The sequence below is a fragment of the Bradyrhizobium sp. CCBAU 45394 genome (assembly GCF_028128655.1).
Taxonomy (GTDB): Bacteria; Pseudomonadota; Alphaproteobacteria; order Rhizobiales; family Xanthobacteraceae; genus Bradyrhizobium; species Bradyrhizobium diazoefficiens.
Map to the genome: position 1 here is coordinate 213,304 of NZ_LBIX01000174.1, position 16,436 is coordinate 229,739.

Here is a 16,436-nt window from a genome sequence, read left to right on the forward strand (position 1 = left end):
TCAAGCCTGTTCGATTTCTTCGCGGAGCATTTCCAGTTCGAGCCAGCGCTCTTCGGCGGCGGACAATTCGTCATGCGCCTTGGCGATGGCGGCGGAGGTGTCGTCGAATGTCTTGCGATCCTTGGTGTAGAGGTTGGGATCGTCGAGCACGCGTTGCAGCTTGGCGATGTCGGCCTGCAACGTCTCCATCTTCTTCGGAAGTGTTTCCAGCGCGTGCTTCTCGTTGAAGCTCAATCGCCGCTTTGGCGCGGCAGCGGGAATAGCGATCCGCTCCTCTTTCTTCTCCGCGGGGGCTTGCGCCTTCGCCGTCTCGCGCTTCAAGTCCGCGCCGCGCTGCGCCAGCATATCGCTGTAGCCGCCGGCGTATTCGATCCATTTGCCGTTGCCCTCAGGCGCGATCACGGAGGTGACGACGCGGTCGAGGAAGTCGCGGTCATGGCTGATCAGGATGACGGTGCCCTCGTAGTCGCCGAGCATGTCCTCGAGCACGTCCAGCGTTTCGAGGTCGAGATCGTTGGTTGGCTCGTCCAGCACCAGCAGGTTCGAGGGCTTGGCCAGTGCGCGCGCCAGCATCAGCCGGCCGCGTTCGCCGCCCGAGAGCACTTCCAGCGGCGTGCCGCGCTGCTCCTGCGCGAACAGAAAGTCCTTCATGTAGCCGACGACATGCTTCGGCTTGCCGCCGACCATGATCTGGTCGCCACGGCCGCCGGTCAGCGCCTCCGCCAGCGTCGATTTGGGGTCGAGGCTTTCACGGTGCTGGTCGAGGGTTGCCATCTCCAGATTGGCCCCGAGCCGCACGGTGCCGCTGTCAGGCTGCATGCCGCCGGTGAGCAGATTGACCAGCGTGGTCTTGCCGGCGCCGTTCGGCCCGATGATGCCGAGCCGGTCGCCGCGCTGGATGCGGGTGGAGAAATTGTCGACGATCTTGCGCTCGCCATAGGCCTTGGTGATGCCCTTGGCTTCGATCACCAGCTTGCCGGACTGCTCGGCCTCGGCGGCTGCGAGATTGGCGCTGCCGGCGGTGCCGCGATAGTTGCGGCGCTGGTCGCGCAGCGTGTGCAGATTGGCAAGCCGCTTGACGTTGCGCTTGCGCCGGCCGGAGACGCCGTGGCGCAGCCAGTGCTCCTCGTCGACGATCTTGCGGTCGAGCTTGTGCTGGTCGCGCTCTTCCTCCGCCAGCACCTCGTCGCGCCAGGCTTCGAACGAGGCAAAACCGCGGTCGATCTGCTTGATCCGGCCGCGGTCAAGCCAGGCGGTCGAGCGCGAGAGGTTGGTGAGGAAGCGGCGGTCGTGGCTGATCAGCACCAGCGCGCTGCGGCGGCTGTCGAGCTCCTGCTCCAGCCACTCGATGGTGGAGAGATCGAGATGGTTGGTCGGCTCGTCCAGCAGCAGGATGTCGGGCGAGGGCGCAAGCACACACGCGAGCGCCGCGCGGCGAGCTTCGCCGCCGGAGAGGTTGTGCGGGTTCTCGTCGCCGGTCAGCCCGAGCTGCTCGAGCAGATAGCGCGCCTGATGCTGGTCGTCGCCGGGCGCAAGTCCCGCCTCGACATAGGCGAGCGTGGTCTTGTGGTCGCCGAAGTCAGGCTCCTGCGGCAGATAGCGGATCGTGGCGCCCGGCTGCACGAAGCGCGTGCCGCCGTCGGGCTCGACCAGGCCGGCTGCGATCTTCAGCAATGTCGATTTGCCCGAGCCGTTGCGGCCGATCAGGCAGACCCGCTCGCCAGTCGCAACGTTGAGCTCGACGCCGTTCAAGAGCGGCGTGCCGCCAAACGTCAGCTTGATGTCCTTGAGTTGGATCAGCGGCGGCGCCATCGTCAGACCTGACTTGAATTCTGGCTCGTTGCGGCCGCATCGGTGCGGCGCCGCTGGATCCGGCGCAGCGTCTGGTCGAGCGCCGAGAGGAACGTCGAACGGTCGCGCGGCGCGAACGATCGCGGGCCGCCGGTGACTTCGCCTGCCGAGCGCAAATCCGTCATCAGATTACGTACCGCCAGCGTCATCCCGATCGACTCTTCGGTGAACGGTTTGCCGTTCGGCGCGATCACGTCGGCGCCCGCCTTCACGCAGCGGCTGGCGAGCGGAATGTCGGAGGTGACGACGACGTCGCCGGGCCTGGCGCGTTCGGCGATCCAGTCGTCAGCGGCATCCATGCCGGCTCCCGCCGCGATGCGCTCGATCAAGGGGTCCTGCGGCACGCGGATGAAGTTGCCGGCCACCACGCTTACGGGCACGCCGTGCCGGAGCGCGACGCGGTAGATTTCGTCCTTCACCGGACAGGCGTCGGCGTCGACATAGATGCGGGTGGGCGTGTCAGTCATTGGCGGGGTGGTACCCCATTCGGGCCGCAAAGGCGAGGGGATTGACCGGTGTTCCCCGGGGCCTACGATCGATCCGAAACAACAGGAATTTTGGGGAAGGCCAGCCATGCCGAACCGGCTCGAAACCTACCGCGTCGAGGCCTACAACACCGCCAAACAATCCGAGAACAAGATGCATGACGACAAGGTGGCGCGCCGCTTCGGCTTCTCGGGCGGGCTGGTGCCCGGCGTCGACGTCTTCGCCTACATGATGCATGTGCCGCTGGCGCGCTGGGGCCGCGATTTCCTCACCCGCGGACTGGTGGAGGCCCGCTTCATCAAGCCGGTCTATGACGGCGAGAGCGCCGATGTCGATGCGACCGAGCACAACGGCCTGCTCACGATCGAGGTGTTCAGCCGTACCGAGCTCTGCGCCACCGGGACGGCTTCGCTGCCGGCGGCTGCGCCTGCGGTGGATTTGAGCGACTATCGCGCGGTCCCCGCGGTCGCCGAGCGCAAGCCGGTCAGCCCGGCGACGTTCGAGACCGGCAAATGGCTTGGCACAGAGCCGCGCCGATGGATCGGGCAGGCCGCCGCGGACTATCTCGCCGATATCAGGGAAACCGATCCGATCTTCGCGCGAGAGGGGCTCGGCCATCCCGGCCTGATCCAGCGCGTGATGAATCGCGTCCTCGTCGACAATACCATTTTGGGCCCGTGGATCCACGTCGGCAGCCGCATGCAGCTGCTGTCGCCCGCGCGTGCCGGCGACGAGATCGTTGCGCGGGCCAAGGTCACCGCGAACTACGAGAAGAAGGGCCACCGCTTCGTCGAGCTCGACGCGCTGGTCGTCGCCAACGGCACGACACCGCTGGCGCATTGCCAGCACACCGCGATCTACCAGCCGCGCGAGGAGGCTGCGGCGTAACATCCAGCGTCGTCATTCCGGGGCGGTCCGCAGGACCGAACCCGGAATCTCGAGGTTCCGGGTTCGATGCTTCGCATCGCCCCGGAACGACAAACAACTCCTACGCCGCCTTGCCCTTCGCATCCTGGATCGCACGCCACACGCGCTCCGGCGTCAGCGGCATGTCGATGTGCTTGATGCCGTGGTCGGAGAGCGCATCGAGCACGGCGTTCACCACGGTCGACAGGCTGCCGGCGCAGCCGGCTTCGCCGCAGCCCTTGCTGCCGAGCGGATTGGTCGTGGCCGGCACCGGGTGATCGCCGACCGTCATGAACGGCACGTCCTCGGCGCGGGGGAGGGCGTAGTCCATCAGCGAGCCCGTGATCGGCTGGCCGCTCTCGTCGTAGCGGACGTGCTCCATCAGCGCCTGTCCAATGCCCTGGACGACGCCGCCATGGAGCTGGCCTGCGACCAGCAGCGGGTTGATCACCGTGCCGAAATCGTTCACCGCGCTGTAGCGCACGATCTGCACCACGCCGGTATCGGGATCGATTTCGACCTCGGCGACGTGGCAGCCGTTCGGGAAGGCAGAGGGCACCGGCTCGCTGGTGTGATCGACGTCGAGGCTATCAGGCACGCCGTCCGGCACCTTGCCGTCATGCAGCTTCTTGGCGAGCTCCATGATGTCGATGCTGCGGTCGGTGCCGGCGATGGTGAAGCTGCCGCCTTCGAACTCGATGTCGGCTTCGGACGCCTCCAGCATGTGCGCGGCGGCGCGCTTGCCCTTCTCGATCACGAGCTTGGCGGCTCCCACGATCGCCATGCCGCTCGCGGTGATCGAGCGCGAGCCGCCGGTGCCGTTGCCGGCGTGGACGATGTCGCTGTCGCCCTGCACGAGCTTGACGCTCTCGAAGGGCACGCCGAGCTGCTCGCACAGAACCTGCGCGAACGGAGTGGCGTGGCCCTGGCCGTAGTCGAGCGTGCCGGTGATGAGCTGCACGCTGCCGTCGGGATCGAACACGATCTTGCCGAGCTCGGGGCTCGGCGGCGCCGTGACCTCGAGATAGGAGCCGACGGCGATGCCGCGCAGCTTGCCGGCCTTCTTGCTCTCCTTCTTGCGCTTGGCGAAATTCTCGTGGTCGGAGATTTCGAGCGCCTTGTTGAAGACGGCCTGGAAGTCGCCGCTGTCATAGGTGACGCCGGAGGACGCCGGGAACGGCATCTGGGTCGGCTTGATGAAGTTGCGCTTGCGCATCGTCAGCCGGTTGATGCCCATCTCGTCGGCGGCGCGGTCGATCAGCCGCTCCATGTAGTAGTTCGCCTCGGGCCGGCCGGCGCCGCGATAGGCGCCCATCAGCGTGGTATTGGTCAGCACCGTCTTGATGTCGATGCCCATCAGCGGCGTGCGGTAGACGCTGGAAAAGTTCTTGCCGGTGTTGAGCGAGAGCGGGCCCGGCGCAACGCCGGTGATGTAGGCGCCGAGATTGCCGTAGCCTTCGAGCTTGGCCGCGAGGAAGTGCCCCTCGGCGTCGAGCGCGAGCTCGGCATGGATTTTTTGCGCGCGGCCGTGGCTGTCGGACAGGAAGCTGGTCGAACGCTCGTCCAACCACTTCACCGGCCGTCCCAGCGCCTTGGCCGCGTACAGGATGCACATGTATTCGGGGTAGTTGATGTTCTTCATGCCGAAGGAGCCGCCGACATTGGCAGTGAGAATGCGCACCTTCTCGTTCGGCACTTTCAGGTTCTTGGCGAGGTTGGCGCGGTTGCCGGCGACACCCTGCATCGGAACCTGGAGCGTGTAGCGCTCGGCCTTCTTGTCGTAGGAGGCGAGCCCGACGCGCGGCTCCATCGAGACCACGGCGACGCGGGTGTTCTCGATGTCGATCTTGGTGACGTGAGCGGCGCTGGCGAAGGCCGCGTTCACCTGCTCCATGTCGCCATAATGGTAGTCGAGCGCGACGTTGTTCGGGATGTGGTCGTAGAGCTGCGGCGCGCCGGGCTTGGCGGCCTCCTCGGGGTCGGTCACAGCCGGCAGCGGCTCGATATCGAGCTCGACCGCCTCGGCCGCATCGCGCGCCTGGGCCAATGTCTCCGCCACCACGAAGGCGACGGGATCGCCGACGAAGCGAACCTTGTCGGTCGCCAGCGGCTGGCGGTTGGTCTGGAGCAGGGGCGAGCCGTCACGGCTCTTTAGCGGCAGGCCGCAGGTGAAGGGGCCGTAGCCGGCGGCATCGAGGTCCGTCCCGGTCCAGACCCCCAGCACGCCCGGCATCGCCTTGGCGGCATCGAGGCCGATGCCACGGATGATTCCATGGGCGTGGGTCGAGCGGACCACCACGGCGTAGGCTTGGCCGGGCAGGTTGAAATCGTCGGTGTAGCGGCCCTTGCCGCGCACCAGCGTGTCGTCCTCCTTGCGGCGGACGGGCTGCCCGACGCCGTATTTTTGCAGTGCAATAGCGTTTTCGAGCGTGGACGATTTGGTGTGTTCTTGCATGGAATTGACCTGAAAAGCCGGCCATTGCGCGTTTTGGGGGGCGCTTGGGGGGGCCGGACCCCTCAAAAATAACCCACGGTCCCGTTCACGACAACGCACGAATGGGCATGGTGCCATGTGATGCGTTGTTGCGCAGGCCTGCCGCGCTGCTAATGTTTCAGGCGAAAAAAGCAATTCCAGCTCGGCCCAGCGGGCCGCGGAAAGACAGTTTGTATGAATGACCACACGCGGCTCCGCGACGGCCATGGGCCGCACGGTGAGCTCGAGGGGTCGATGGCGGCGGTGGCGTTGGCCACTGAACCGGCCGTCGCCGCGCAAGCGCCGGGAACCGGCGTCTACGCGGCGCTGGACCTCGGAACCAACAATTGCAGGCTCCTGATCGCCAGTCCGACCAGCGACGGCTTTCGCGTGGTCGATTCCTTCTCGCGCATCATCCGGCTCGGCGAGGGGGTCTCGGCGACCGGTTCCATCAGCGAGGCCGCGATCGAGCGCGCCATCGCGGCGCTCAGCATCTGCCGCGACAAGATCAACTTGCGGAAAGCGCGCCGGCTGCGGCTGATCGCGACCGAAGCCTGCCGCGCGGCCTCGAACGCTGAGGGCTTTCGCAGCCGCGTCGCGGCCGAGACCGGCATCGAGCTCGAGGTGATCGACCGCGAGACCGAGGCCTCGCTCGCCGTGCTCGGCTGCTCGCCGCTGGTCGACCCCAGGGGGCGCGGCGCGATCCTGTTCGACATCGGCGGCGGCTCGACCGAACTGGTGCGGATCGAGCGCGATCCGGAAAATCCGGAGCCGCGCATCAAGGCCTGGATGTCGATCCCGTTCGGCGTGGTCACGCTCGCCGAGCAGTTCGGCGGCCGCGACGTGACGCCGGAGATCTACGCCGCGATGGAGCGGGAGGTCGCACACCACGTCGCGCCGTTCGCCGAACAGCACGGCGTCGATTTCGCCGACATGCACCTGCTAGGCACCTCAGGCACGGTGACGACGCTCGCCGGCATCCATCTCAATCTGGCGCGCTACGACCGCCGCCGCATCGACAGCATCTGGATGAACGATTCCGACATCACCGCGACCATCAACAAGCTGCTCGGCATGAGCTACGAGGAGCGCGCGAACAACAGCTGCATCAGCGTCGAGCGCGCCGATCTCGTGCTTGCGGGCTGCGCCATCCTCGACGCGATCCGCCGCGCCTTTCCGCTGCCGCGCCTGCGCGTCGCCGACCGCGGCCTGCGCGAAGGCATGCTGGTCGAGATGATGCGCGAGGACGGCGCGCTCAGGAGCTGGTGAGATGGCCAAGGACACCACCGGCCGCTTGCACGTCCAGGTCAAGACCGGCGGCAAGCGCAAATTGTCGTCGAAGCTGTGGCTGGAGCGGCAACTCAATGATCCCTATGTGGCGAAAGCCAAGGCGGCGGGCTATCGCTCGCGTGCGGCATTCAAGCTGCTCGAGATCGACGACAAGTTTCGGCTGCTGAAGCACGGCATGGCCGTGGTCGATCTGGGGGCCGCGCCGGGCGGCTGGAGCCAGATCGCCGCCAAGCGCGTCGGTTCGGTGGACGGCAAGGGCAAGGTCGTTGCGATCGACCTTTTGGAGATGCCCGAGATTGCCGGCGTCGAGTTCGCGCAGCTCGACTTCATGGACAATGACGCGCCGGCAAAGCTTACCGCGATGCTGGGGGGCGGCGCCGATGTCGTGATGTCCGACATGGCCGCCAACACCACCGGTCACCGCAAGACCGACCAGCTCCGCATCGTCGGCCTGATCGAGACCGCGGCGGCGTTTGCGTGCGACGTGCTCAAGCCCGGTGGCACCTTCCTCGCCAAGACGTTCCAGAGCGGCGCCGATGCCGATCTGCTCGCCCAACTCAAGCGCGACTTCGCCACAGTGCGCCATGTGAAGCCGGCGGCGAGCCGGCAGGATTCGTCGGAACGTTACGTGCTGGCGACCGGGTTTCGCGGCGGGGCGAAGGCGTAGCAACGAACTCCGTCATTCCGGGGCGCCTCGAAGAGGCGAGCCCGGAATCCATTTCTCCCAGGACTCTTGCGGGACAATGGATTCCGGGCTCGATGCTCCGGGCCGCGCTTGCGCGGTCCCGTGGCATCACCCCGGAATGACGGAGCGCGTTTTTTACCCCAGCCGCTGGTCGCGCACGTCCTGCGTATCCTCCGTCGCTGCCTTCACGGCGGCCTTGGCCGCGCCCTTGCCGGCGCCCTTGCGGCTCGCGATTTCGGTCGCCTTGCGGCCGGAGATCTCGTGGCCGGCATCAGCGGGCATCTGCCAGAAGAACCAGCTCGACGCCGCCGAGGTCAGCGCGACCACGACGAAGGCCGGCGCGAACACGGTGGCGTTGAGCTCGCTGACATGGCTGAGCCACATCGTCGTCTCCACGGACGCTGCGCCGACGGCGACGCCGGCGGAGACCGCGAGCTGCTGGTTGACGCTGACGAGCGTGGTGGCGCGGCTCATCTGCCCAGTCTCGACCTCGGCATAGGCCACCGTGTTGATCGCGGTGAACTCGAGCGAGCGGAAGAAGCCGCCGACCACCAGGATCACCATGATGATCAGCAGCGGCGTCGTCACCGTGAACAGCGCGCAGACGCCGAGAAAGAACGCGCTGACGATCGCGTTCACCGTCATCAGATTGCGGAAGCCGAAGGTGCGGATGATCCGCGCCGCCAGCGTCTTCATGCCCATGGCGCCGAGCGAGGAGGCAAAGGTGACGAGGCCCGAATGGAACGGCGACAGGCCGAAGCCGATCTGCATCAGGAGCGGCAGCAGGAACGGCAGCGCGCCGATGCCGAGCCGGAACAGGAAGCCGCCGAGCACGGCCGCACGCAGCGTCGGCAAGGTCAGCAGCGAGAAGTCCAGCACCGGCGATCCCGTGCGCCGGGCATGAATGACATAGAGCGTCATCGAGATCGCGCCGCCGGCGATCAGCGCGGCGACCGTGCTCCAGGGCAGCAGGTTGAGGCCGGCCACCGACAGGCCGAAGGCGATGCCGGCGAGCCCGATCCCCGCGAGCACCATGCCGTAGAGGTCGAACGGCTCGCGTTCCTCGCTCTTGATGGGATCGATGAAGCGCAGGGCCATGAAGATGCCGAGCAGCCCTATCGGGATGTTGATCAGGAAGATCCAGTGCCAGGACGCGTAGGTCGTGATGAAACCGCCGAGCGGCGGGCCGATCACAGGGCCTATAAGGGCAGGGACCGTCACCCAGGCCATCGCATTGACCAGCGCGCTCTTGTCCACCGAGCGCAGCAGCACGAGGCGCCCGACCGGCGTCATCATCGCTCCGCCCATGCCCTGGAGGATGCGCGCGAACACGAAATCGGTGACCGAGGTCGAGAGCGCGCAGCCGACCGAGCCGACCATGAAGACGCCGACCGCGATCGCGAACACCATCCGCGCGCCGAACCGGTCCGCGGTCCAGCCGCTCGCCGGGATGAACACCGCGAGCGACAGCAGATAGGAGGTGATCGCGAGCTTCAGCGTCAGCGGGCTGGTGCCGATGTCGGCCGCGATCGCCGGCAGCGAGGTGGCGATCACCGTCGAGTCCATGTTCTCCATAAAGAGAGCAGTGGCCACGATCAGCGGAATGACGCGTTGCTTGTCGACCATGACGGATTGGTAACGAAAATCGGAAGGAAGGGCGAGGCTTGCGGCTTAACACCGCCGCCCGGCGGCGACCATTGCGGATCAACGCATGGCACCTAAATCCTGGGTAATAACCATGTGACCCTCGACGGCGGTTGCACTCGCTCCCTCGTCATTCCGGGGCGCGCCCTTGGTCGCGCCCCGGAATGACGAGGGGTGGCCGCCGCCCGGCTATCCCCGCTGAATTTGGGTAAACAGCCTGTGCATGGCTGGCCAGCGGCTCGATTTGCTTTGATTCGTCACGCGGCCGTGCTATCGACCCGCGTCAACCCCACCGATGGGCTCCGATTCTCCGGCGATGCCGCAAGGTACGCCGAGGGCGGCGCTCATCCATAGCTATTTGCGGCAGGGCCGCAGGAAGGAGTTGGCAGATGGCCACGGTGCAAGTTCAAGGCATCCGCGAAGCCCTTACGTTCGACGACGTGCTGTTGAAGCCAGGCCTCTCGGACGTCATGCCGGGCGAGGTCGACATCCGCTCCCGCGTCACCCGCGCCATTCCGCTCAACATCCCGATCATGGCCTCCGCCATGGACACCGTCACCGAGGCCCGCATGGCGATCGCCATGGCGCAGGCCGGCGGCCTCGGCGTCATCCACCGCAATTTCGATCCCGAAGGGCAGGCGGCCCAGGTACGCCAGGTCAAGCGCTACGAGTCGGGCATGGTGGTGAACCCGCTCACCATCAGCCCCGAGGCGACGCTCGACGATGCGCTCAAGCTGATGAGCGATCACGGCATCTCCGGCATTCCCGTCGTCACCGGCGCAGGCAAGTCCACGCCGGGCAAGCTGGTCGGCATCCTCACCAACCGCGACGTGCGGTTCGCCACCGACCGCCGGCAAAAAGTCTCCGAGCTGATGACGCATGAAGGCCTCGTCACGGTGCGCGAGAATGTCAGCCAGGACGAGGCGCGGCGGATGCTGCACCAGCATCGCATCGAGAAATTGCTCGTGGTCGACGAGCAATATCGCTGCGTCGGCCTCGTCACCGTGAAGGACATGGAAAAGGCGGTGGCCCATCCGCTCGCCTGCAAGGACGCGCAGGGCCGCCTGCGCGTCGCCGCCGCCACCACCGTCGGCGACACCGGCTTCGAGCGCACCGAGCGGCTGATCGACGCCGGCGTCGACCTCGTCGTCGTCGACACCGCGCACGGCCATTCCCGTCACGTGCTGCATGCGGTGAACCGGATCAAGCGCCTGTCCAACTCTGTGCAGGTCGTCGCCGGCAACGTCGCGACCTCCGAAGGCGCGCAGGCGCTGATCGATGCTGGCGCGGACTGCATCAAGGTCGGCATCGGCCCCGGCTCGATCTGCACCACCCGCATCGTCGCCGGCGTCGGCGTTCCGCAGCTCACCGCGATCATGGATGCGGTGGAGGCTGCGAAGAAGTCCGACATCCCGGTCATCGCCGACGGCGGCATCAAGTATTCCGGCGACCTTGCGAAGGCGCTTGCCGCCGGCGCAGACATCGCGATGGTCGGCTCGCTGCTCGCCGGCACCGACGAGACGCCCGGCGAAGTCTTCCTGTGGCAGGGCCGTTCCTACAAGGCCTATCGCGGCATGGGTTCGGTCGGCGCGATGGCGCGGGGATCTGCCGACCGCTACTTCCAGCAGGACATCAAGGACACGCTCAAGCTCGTGCCTGAAGGCATCGAGGGCCAGGTACCCTACAAGGGCGCGGTCGGCCACGTCATGCACCAGCTCGCCGGCGGCCTGCGCGCCGCGATGGGCTATGTCGGCGCAAAGGACATGAAGGAGCTGCACGACAAGGCGCAGTTCGTCCGCATCACCGGTGCAGGCCTGCGCGAAAGCCACGTCCACGACGTCACGATTACCCGCGAGAGCCCGAACTATCCGGGCGGGGGTTAGTCGCTTCTGCCGTCATTCCGGGGGCGCGAAGCGCAACCCGGAATCTCGAGATTCCGGGTTCGATGCTTCGCATCGCCCCGGAATGACAATGAGTGGTTTGCGCGCTCGCCTCAATGACGGTGTCATTCCCCGCGAATGCGGGGAATCCAGTACGCCGCGGCTTCTCGGTTCAATCACAGCCGCCCCTGGACTACTGGATCGCCCGCTTTCGCGGGCGATGACAGCGAGTGTGGGATTTGCTTCATTCCCACCTACCTCCTAAATGACTGCAACAAGCATTCAGGAGGAAGCCATGATGTCCCAAGCAAAACGCATCGTTCTCGCCGCGCGTCCCGTCGGCGAACCCAAGCCGTCCGATTTCCGCATTGAGGAATTCGCTGTCCCGACACCGGGGCAGGGCGAAGTCCTGCTGCGCACGATCTGGCTGTCGCTCGATCCCTATATGCGCGGCCGCATGAGTGACGGTCCGTCCTATGCCGCGCCGGTGCCGATCGACGGCGTGATGGAGGGCGAGGCGGTTAGCGAGGTCGCGGCGTCGAACAATCCTGATTTCGCGGCAGGCGACATCGTGCGAGCCCGTACCGGATGGCAGACGCACGCGATCTCCAGCGGCAAGGGCCTGATCAAGGTGGATCCCAAGCTCGGTCCGATCTCGACCTCGATCGGCGTGCTCGGCATGCCCGGCATGACCGCCTATACCGGCCTGCTCGACATCGGCAAGCCGCAGGAAGGCGAGACCGTCGTCGTCGCCGGTGCCTCCGGTGCGGTCGGCTCCGCCGTCGGCCAGATCGCCAAGATCAAGGGCGCGCGGGCGGTCGGAATTGCGGGTGGCAAGGACAAATGCGACTACGTGGTGAGGGAGCTCGGCTTCGATGCCTGCATCGATCACCGCGATCCCAATCTTGCGGCCAAGCTGAAGGACGCCTGCCCGAAGGGGATCGACGTCTATTTCGAGAATGTCGGCGGCGCCGTGTTCGAAGCGGTGTTCCCGCTGCTCAATCCGTTCGCGCGCGTGCCGGTCTGCGGCCTGATCGCCCATTACAACGACACCGAGGCCAAGCCGCCGAAATGGGCCGCCAGCATGATGCGCGCGACCCTGACCAAGCGGCTGACCTTCCGCGGCTTCATCGTCTCCGACTTCGCCGCGCGCCATGGCGACTTCCTGCGCGACATGTCCACCTGGGTCCGCGACGGCAAGGTGAAATACAAGGAGTTCGTCACCGAGGGCCTGGAGAGCGCCCCCGGTGCCTTCATGGGGCTCCTGAAGGGCGCCAATTTCGGCAAGCAGCTGGTGCGGGTCGGGCAAGATAAGGCCTAGCTGCACGGCTTGGTTGCACCTGCGCCACAGCCCCGGCGCGGATGGTTAAGAAAGTGTCACCGATCGGTCACACCTGCCCGCAAAACCCGCAGGTGTGACCGTCGGTTCATTGACGTCCGGACGAAGGCATTGAATCATCGGGCATATTTCAGGTGCTACGATGTTAGAGATTGGTATTTTCTGCGTAATCCTCCTGGCCGCCGGCTATTGGACGACCATGTTCGTCATGGGCCGCCGCGACGACGTCATCCATGGCAAGTTCGTCCATGCCGAGGACGAGGGCGATTTGACCCGGCCCGCGATGCCGACACCGCCGCCGTTCCCGAAGCGTCCGCTCAAAGCTGCGCAGCCCGCCGGCGTCCAGTCTGCCAATGTACAGCCCGAGATGGCCGAGGCGAGGCCGGTGAACAGCGCAGCGCTGGAATCCTTGCTGGCTGCGATCCAGCAGGACCTCAAGAGCGTCGCGTAAGCCGCAATCCTCAGACGCTGCCGCGCTCGATCAGGGACAGGTCGACGGCGAGCCGCTGTTCGGCAAGCTGCGTGCCCGACAGGCGCGCCAGCAGCAGTTCGGCCGCGATGCGCCCCACGGCCGCCGCATCGAACGAGATGGTGGTGAGGCCGGGCGTGATCTGATCGGCGACGTCGTTGTCGCCGAAGCCGAGCACGGCGAGATCGCGCGGCACCGACAGGCCGCGCGCGCGGGCCTCGATCAGCGCGCCGGTCGCGAGCAGATCGTTGGCGCAGAACACGGCATCGACGCGGTCGCCGCGATCGAGCAGGGCGGTGAAGGCGGCGCGGCCGTCTATGAGGCCTGTGATCTCGCCAACGCCGATCTCGTGGACGATCTCGAGGCCGAGCTGCGCCGCTGCCGCGCGAAAACCGTCGCGGCGCAGCGCGCCGCGGCCGCTGCTGCGGCCAATGAACGCGACGCGGCGATGTCCGGCCTCGGCAAGCCTGCGCGCCGCCATCGCGCCGGCATCCGCATTGGGCAGGCCGACCAGCATGTCGATGGGATCGCGCGGAAAGGCCCAGGTCTCGATCACGGGAATGCCGAGCTCCGCAAGCGCGGCGCGATTTTCCTCGAGTTCGATCACGCCGGTGAACATCACCGCGGCGGGGCGGATGCCGCGCAGCGACTGGATCATCGCGACTTCCTTGACATAGGAGTAGGAAGTCTGGCCGACGAGCACCTCGAATCCTTCCGGCTCGAGCGTGGCCGCGAAGCTGCGCACGGCGAGCCCGAACTGCTGGCTGAGGATGTTGGAGACGAAGGCGACGACCACGTTCGAGCGGCCCGAGCGCAGCGCGCGCGCATGCGGGTTGGAGGCGTATCCGGTTGCCTCGATCACTTCGAGGATGCGCTCGCGGGTCTTTCGATTGACCTTCTGGGGGTGGCGCAGCACCCGCGACACCGTGATCGGCGATACCCCGGCGCGCTCCGCCACCTCCGCGATGCGCGGCGGCCGTCCGGTCGCGCTGGCGCGGCCGGGCGGCGCCGGAATGCGCACCACGTCGTCATAGCTCGGCTTTGCCGGATCGGTCATCGAATCCCGAGGGTAGTCGAAGTCGCTATCGTCTCCAAAGCTCAGCGCGCTGGCAGCTCGTCGCGCGACAGCGCCCGGCCGACCTGGACCAGGCAGTCGCCGCTCTGGCTGTCGGTGTGCAGGCGCTGCGAGATCACGATGCCGTCGGCGGGGAAGCGCAACACGTCTTCCGGCAGCTCAGGCCGCTCGAAATCATGATACCAGCCGGCGACGTCGCCGGCCGCAACGCGCGCGCCCACCATGACCGCGGGCTCGAACCAGCCGCGCCGTGTCGCGAACACCGCCTGCGCATGGCTTTGCAGCGCCAGCAATTCGGTGGCACGCTCGACCGGCGCATGCGGCCCCAGCACCGGGGCCTGGACGATGCCGAGCGCGAGCAGCAGCCGGTCGACGGCGCGCGCGGTGAACGCCATCGTCTGCGGCGTGACGGTGCCGCCGCCGCCGAACTCGCCTGACAGTCCGATCGCGCCGGCGCGCGCGGCCGCCGCCATCGAGGTCGGCGCAGCGGCGCCGTTCTCGGCGACGAAGGCGAAGGGCATCCCTAATCCTTCCATCAGGCGCAGTGCCTGGCCGAACATCTCGGGCGGTCCCTGCCGCTCGATCAGCGCGCAGGGCACGTGCGCCATCGACGTGCCGCCGGAATGGATGTCGAAGACGACGTCATGGCGCGGAAACAGCTCGTGCTCGAGGAAGTGCGCGAGGCGGAACGTCGGCGTGCCCCCGGCATCGCCCGGGAAGGCGCGGTTGAGATTGCCCTCGTCGAGCGGCGAGCGGCGGCGCGCCGCCATCACGGCGGGAAGATTGGCGAAGGGCAGGATGGTGATCTCGCCCTTGACGGCCTTGGCATCGAGCCGGCGATACAGCCGCGTCAGCGTGATCTCGCCCTCGTATTCGTCGCCGTGATTGCCGGCCATCAACAGAAGTTTTGGGCCGGCGCCGTTCTTGATCCGGAAGATCGGGATCTTGAGCTGGAAGTAGGGCGATCGATCGATCGAGAAGGGAATGCCGAGATAGCCGGACCATTTCTGGTCCTTCTCGAAATCGATCTCGTGGAAGAGTCCGGTATGCATGGGAGGCCCTGAGGGCCGCGTCGTCGCCGACGCCGGCCGAAGGTTGAAAGAGGGACGATGCCGTTACAGCAAGGCGACCGCGGTCATCTCGACGCGCAAATCGGGATCGGCGAGACGGGCTTCGACGCAGGCGCGCGCCGGCGGATTGGCCGGATCGATCCAGAAATCGTAGACCGAGTTCATGGTGTCGAAGTCGGTGATATGCGGCAGGAAGACGTTGACCGCGATCAGTTTGGAGCGGTCGGAGCCGGCTTCCTTGAGCAGCGCGTCGATCTTGGCGAGCACCTGCTGGGTCTGCGACACGATGCCGGCCTTGCGGTCGTCCGCGACCTGGCCTGCGATATGCACCATGCCGCCGGCGGCGACGGCCTGGCTCATGCGCGAGCCGACCACGTAACGTTTGATCATCTCGAAGTCTCCTTGGGAAAAGCGGCTCCCGCGCGGGCGCGGGAGCCGCTTGTGAACTTACAGCGTCGGCAGCGACTGCTCTTCCCTAAACCATTTCAGCTGAAGTGCGCCGAGCTTGCCGTTGAGCTTGTTGAAGAAGATGTCTGTGTTGATCCAGTTGAGCAGGTTCTGCTCGCCCTGGCGCACGCCGACATGGGCCGGCGACTGGCGGATCAGGAATTTCAGCTCGACCTCCTTGGTCGGGTTCTGGTCCTGCACCTTCAGCGCAATGGCGCTGTTCTCGGCGAAGGTGTCGGCCTGTCCGGCGAGGAAGGCGGCGAGCGCGGCCGGCGTGTCCTCGAAGCGCACCAGCTTCACCTTGGGTGCGTTGTCGGTGAGCCAGACGTCGAGCGTCGAGCCCTTGGCCACGGCGACGCTGCGGCCGTCGAGGTTGTCGGGCTTCTTACCGGTGGTTGATGGCAGCGACTTGGCGCCGTAAACGCCGAGATTCACCACCGCGTAGGGCTGCGAGAACATCACCTGCTGGGCGCGCTCGGGTGTGGCGCCGAGGCCGGCGATCAGCATGTCGATCTTGTCAGAGAGTAGGCTCGGGATGCGCGCGGCGCCGGTCACCGGCACGAGCTCGAGCTTCACGCCCATGTCGGCGGCGATCAGCCGGGCGAGATCGGCATCAAGGCCCGCGATCTCACCCTTGTCGTCCTTGAAGCCCCAGGGCGCGGCATCGGTGAGAATGCCGACGCGCAGCTTGCCGGAGCCGAGCACATCCTGCAGCTTGTCGGCGTGTGCGAGGTTCGGCGCGGCGAGCACTGCGAGTGCCGTGGCTGCGATCGCAAAGAGGGATTTCAGTTGTCTCATGACTCTCTCCTGGTGGCGGATGG

The 16,436-nt window shown here is 66.6% G+C and carries 14 protein-coding genes; 6 read left to right on the forward strand and 8 right to left on the reverse strand.

All coding sequences use genetic code 11. The features are described from left to right. Together WN73_RS34255 and WN73_RS34260 are read right to left on the reverse strand one after the other, a co-directional pair. Complete coding sequence (locus tag WN73_RS34255; protein ID WP_271556632.1) at positions 1 to 1,812, reverse strand: ABC-F family ATP-binding cassette domain-containing protein; 1,812 nt, start codon at positions 1,810 to 1,812, stop codon at positions 1 to 3. A 2-nt stretch (positions 1,813 to 1,814) separates the two neighbouring features. Beyond that, positions 1,815 to 2,318, reverse strand: coding sequence for a YaiI/YqxD family protein (locus WN73_RS34260; protein ID WP_271556634.1), 504 nt, complete (start codon positions 2,316 to 2,318; stop codon positions 1,815 to 1,817). A gap of 106 nt (positions 2,319 to 2,424) precedes the next feature. On the opposite strand from WN73_RS34260, the gene WN73_RS34265 reads away from it, so the two are divergent. Continuing rightward, entirely contained in the window at positions 2,425 to 3,225 is an 801-nt protein-coding gene (locus tag WN73_RS34265; RefSeq protein ID WP_038966887.1) for a hypothetical protein, read from the forward strand. Between the two features lie 100 nt (positions 3,226 to 3,325). Here the strand turns inward: WN73_RS34265 and WN73_RS34270 are convergent, their stop codons facing one another. Then, positions 3,326 to 5,698: a xanthine dehydrogenase family protein molybdopterin-binding subunit gene (locus WN73_RS34270; protein WP_271556638.1), complete on the reverse strand. Its 2,373-nt coding sequence runs from the start codon at positions 5,696 to 5,698 to the stop codon at positions 3,326 to 3,328. A 213-nt stretch (positions 5,699 to 5,911) separates the two neighbouring features. On the opposite strand from WN73_RS34270, the gene WN73_RS34275 reads away from it, so the two are divergent. Together WN73_RS34275 and WN73_RS34280 are read left to right on the forward strand one after the other, a co-directional pair. After that, on the forward strand, positions 5,912 to 6,985 hold the full coding sequence (locus tag WN73_RS34275; RefSeq protein WP_271556640.1) for a Ppx/GppA phosphatase family protein: 1,074 nt from the start codon (positions 5,912 to 5,914) through the stop codon (positions 6,983 to 6,985). Position 6,986: 1 nt separating this feature from the next. Beyond that, on the forward strand, positions 6,987 to 7,673 hold the full coding sequence (locus WN73_RS34280) for an RlmE family RNA methyltransferase (protein ID WP_011086747.1): 687 nt from the start codon (positions 6,987 to 6,989) through the stop codon (positions 7,671 to 7,673). 153 nt (positions 7,674 to 7,826) lie between these two features. Here the strand turns inward: WN73_RS34280 and WN73_RS34285 are convergent, their stop codons facing one another. Then, positions 7,827 to 9,317 (reverse strand): MFS transporter, encoded by a 1,491-nt coding sequence (locus tag WN73_RS34285; RefSeq protein WP_011086748.1) that lies wholly within the window; start codon positions 9,315 to 9,317, stop codon positions 7,827 to 7,829. 407 nt (positions 9,318 to 9,724) lie between these two features. On the opposite strand from WN73_RS34285, the gene guaB reads away from it, so the two are divergent. The 3 genes from guaB (at position 9,725) to WN73_RS34300 (ending at position 13,005) form a co-directional block, all read left to right on the forward strand. Beyond that, entirely contained in the window at positions 9,725 to 11,218 is a 1,494-nt protein-coding gene (gene guaB / locus WN73_RS34290; protein WP_271556645.1) for an IMP dehydrogenase, read from the forward strand. Between the two features lie 295 nt (positions 11,219 to 11,513). Further along, positions 11,514 to 12,536: an NADP-dependent oxidoreductase gene (locus WN73_RS34295; protein ID WP_271556814.1), complete on the forward strand. Its 1,023-nt coding sequence runs from the start codon at positions 11,514 to 11,516 to the stop codon at positions 12,534 to 12,536. A gap of 160 nt (positions 12,537 to 12,696) precedes the next feature. Next, complete coding sequence (locus WN73_RS34300; protein WP_060911673.1) at positions 12,697 to 13,005, forward strand: hypothetical protein; 309 nt, start codon at positions 12,697 to 12,699, stop codon at positions 13,003 to 13,005. Positions 13,006 to 13,015: 10 nt separating this feature from the next. On the opposite strand, the gene WN73_RS34305 is transcribed toward WN73_RS34300, so the two are convergent. The 4 genes from WN73_RS34305 to WN73_RS34320 all read right to left on the reverse strand — a co-directional run bounded on the left by WN73_RS34305 (position 13,016) and on the right by WN73_RS34320 (position 16,413). After that, on the reverse strand, positions 13,016 to 14,080 hold the full coding sequence (locus WN73_RS34305) for a LacI family DNA-binding transcriptional regulator (RefSeq protein WP_028170999.1): 1,065 nt from the start codon (positions 14,078 to 14,080) through the stop codon (positions 13,016 to 13,018). 41 nt (positions 14,081 to 14,121) lie between these two features. After that, positions 14,122 to 15,150 carry a succinylglutamate desuccinylase/aspartoacylase family protein gene (locus tag WN73_RS34310; protein WP_271556649.1) on the reverse strand — a complete coding sequence of 343 codons (1,029 nt, stop codon included), beginning with the start codon at positions 15,148 to 15,150 and terminating at the stop codon, positions 14,122 to 14,124. 63 nt (positions 15,151 to 15,213) lie between these two features. Beyond that, positions 15,214 to 15,558, reverse strand: coding sequence for a RidA family protein (locus tag WN73_RS34315; protein WP_271556651.1), 345 nt, complete (start codon positions 15,556 to 15,558; stop codon positions 15,214 to 15,216). Between the two features lie 57 nt (positions 15,559 to 15,615). Then, positions 15,616 to 16,413 (reverse strand): transporter substrate-binding domain-containing protein, encoded by a 798-nt coding sequence (locus WN73_RS34320; RefSeq protein ID WP_271556654.1) that lies wholly within the window; start codon positions 16,411 to 16,413, stop codon positions 15,616 to 15,618. Positions 16,414 to 16,436 lie beyond the last annotated feature (23 nt).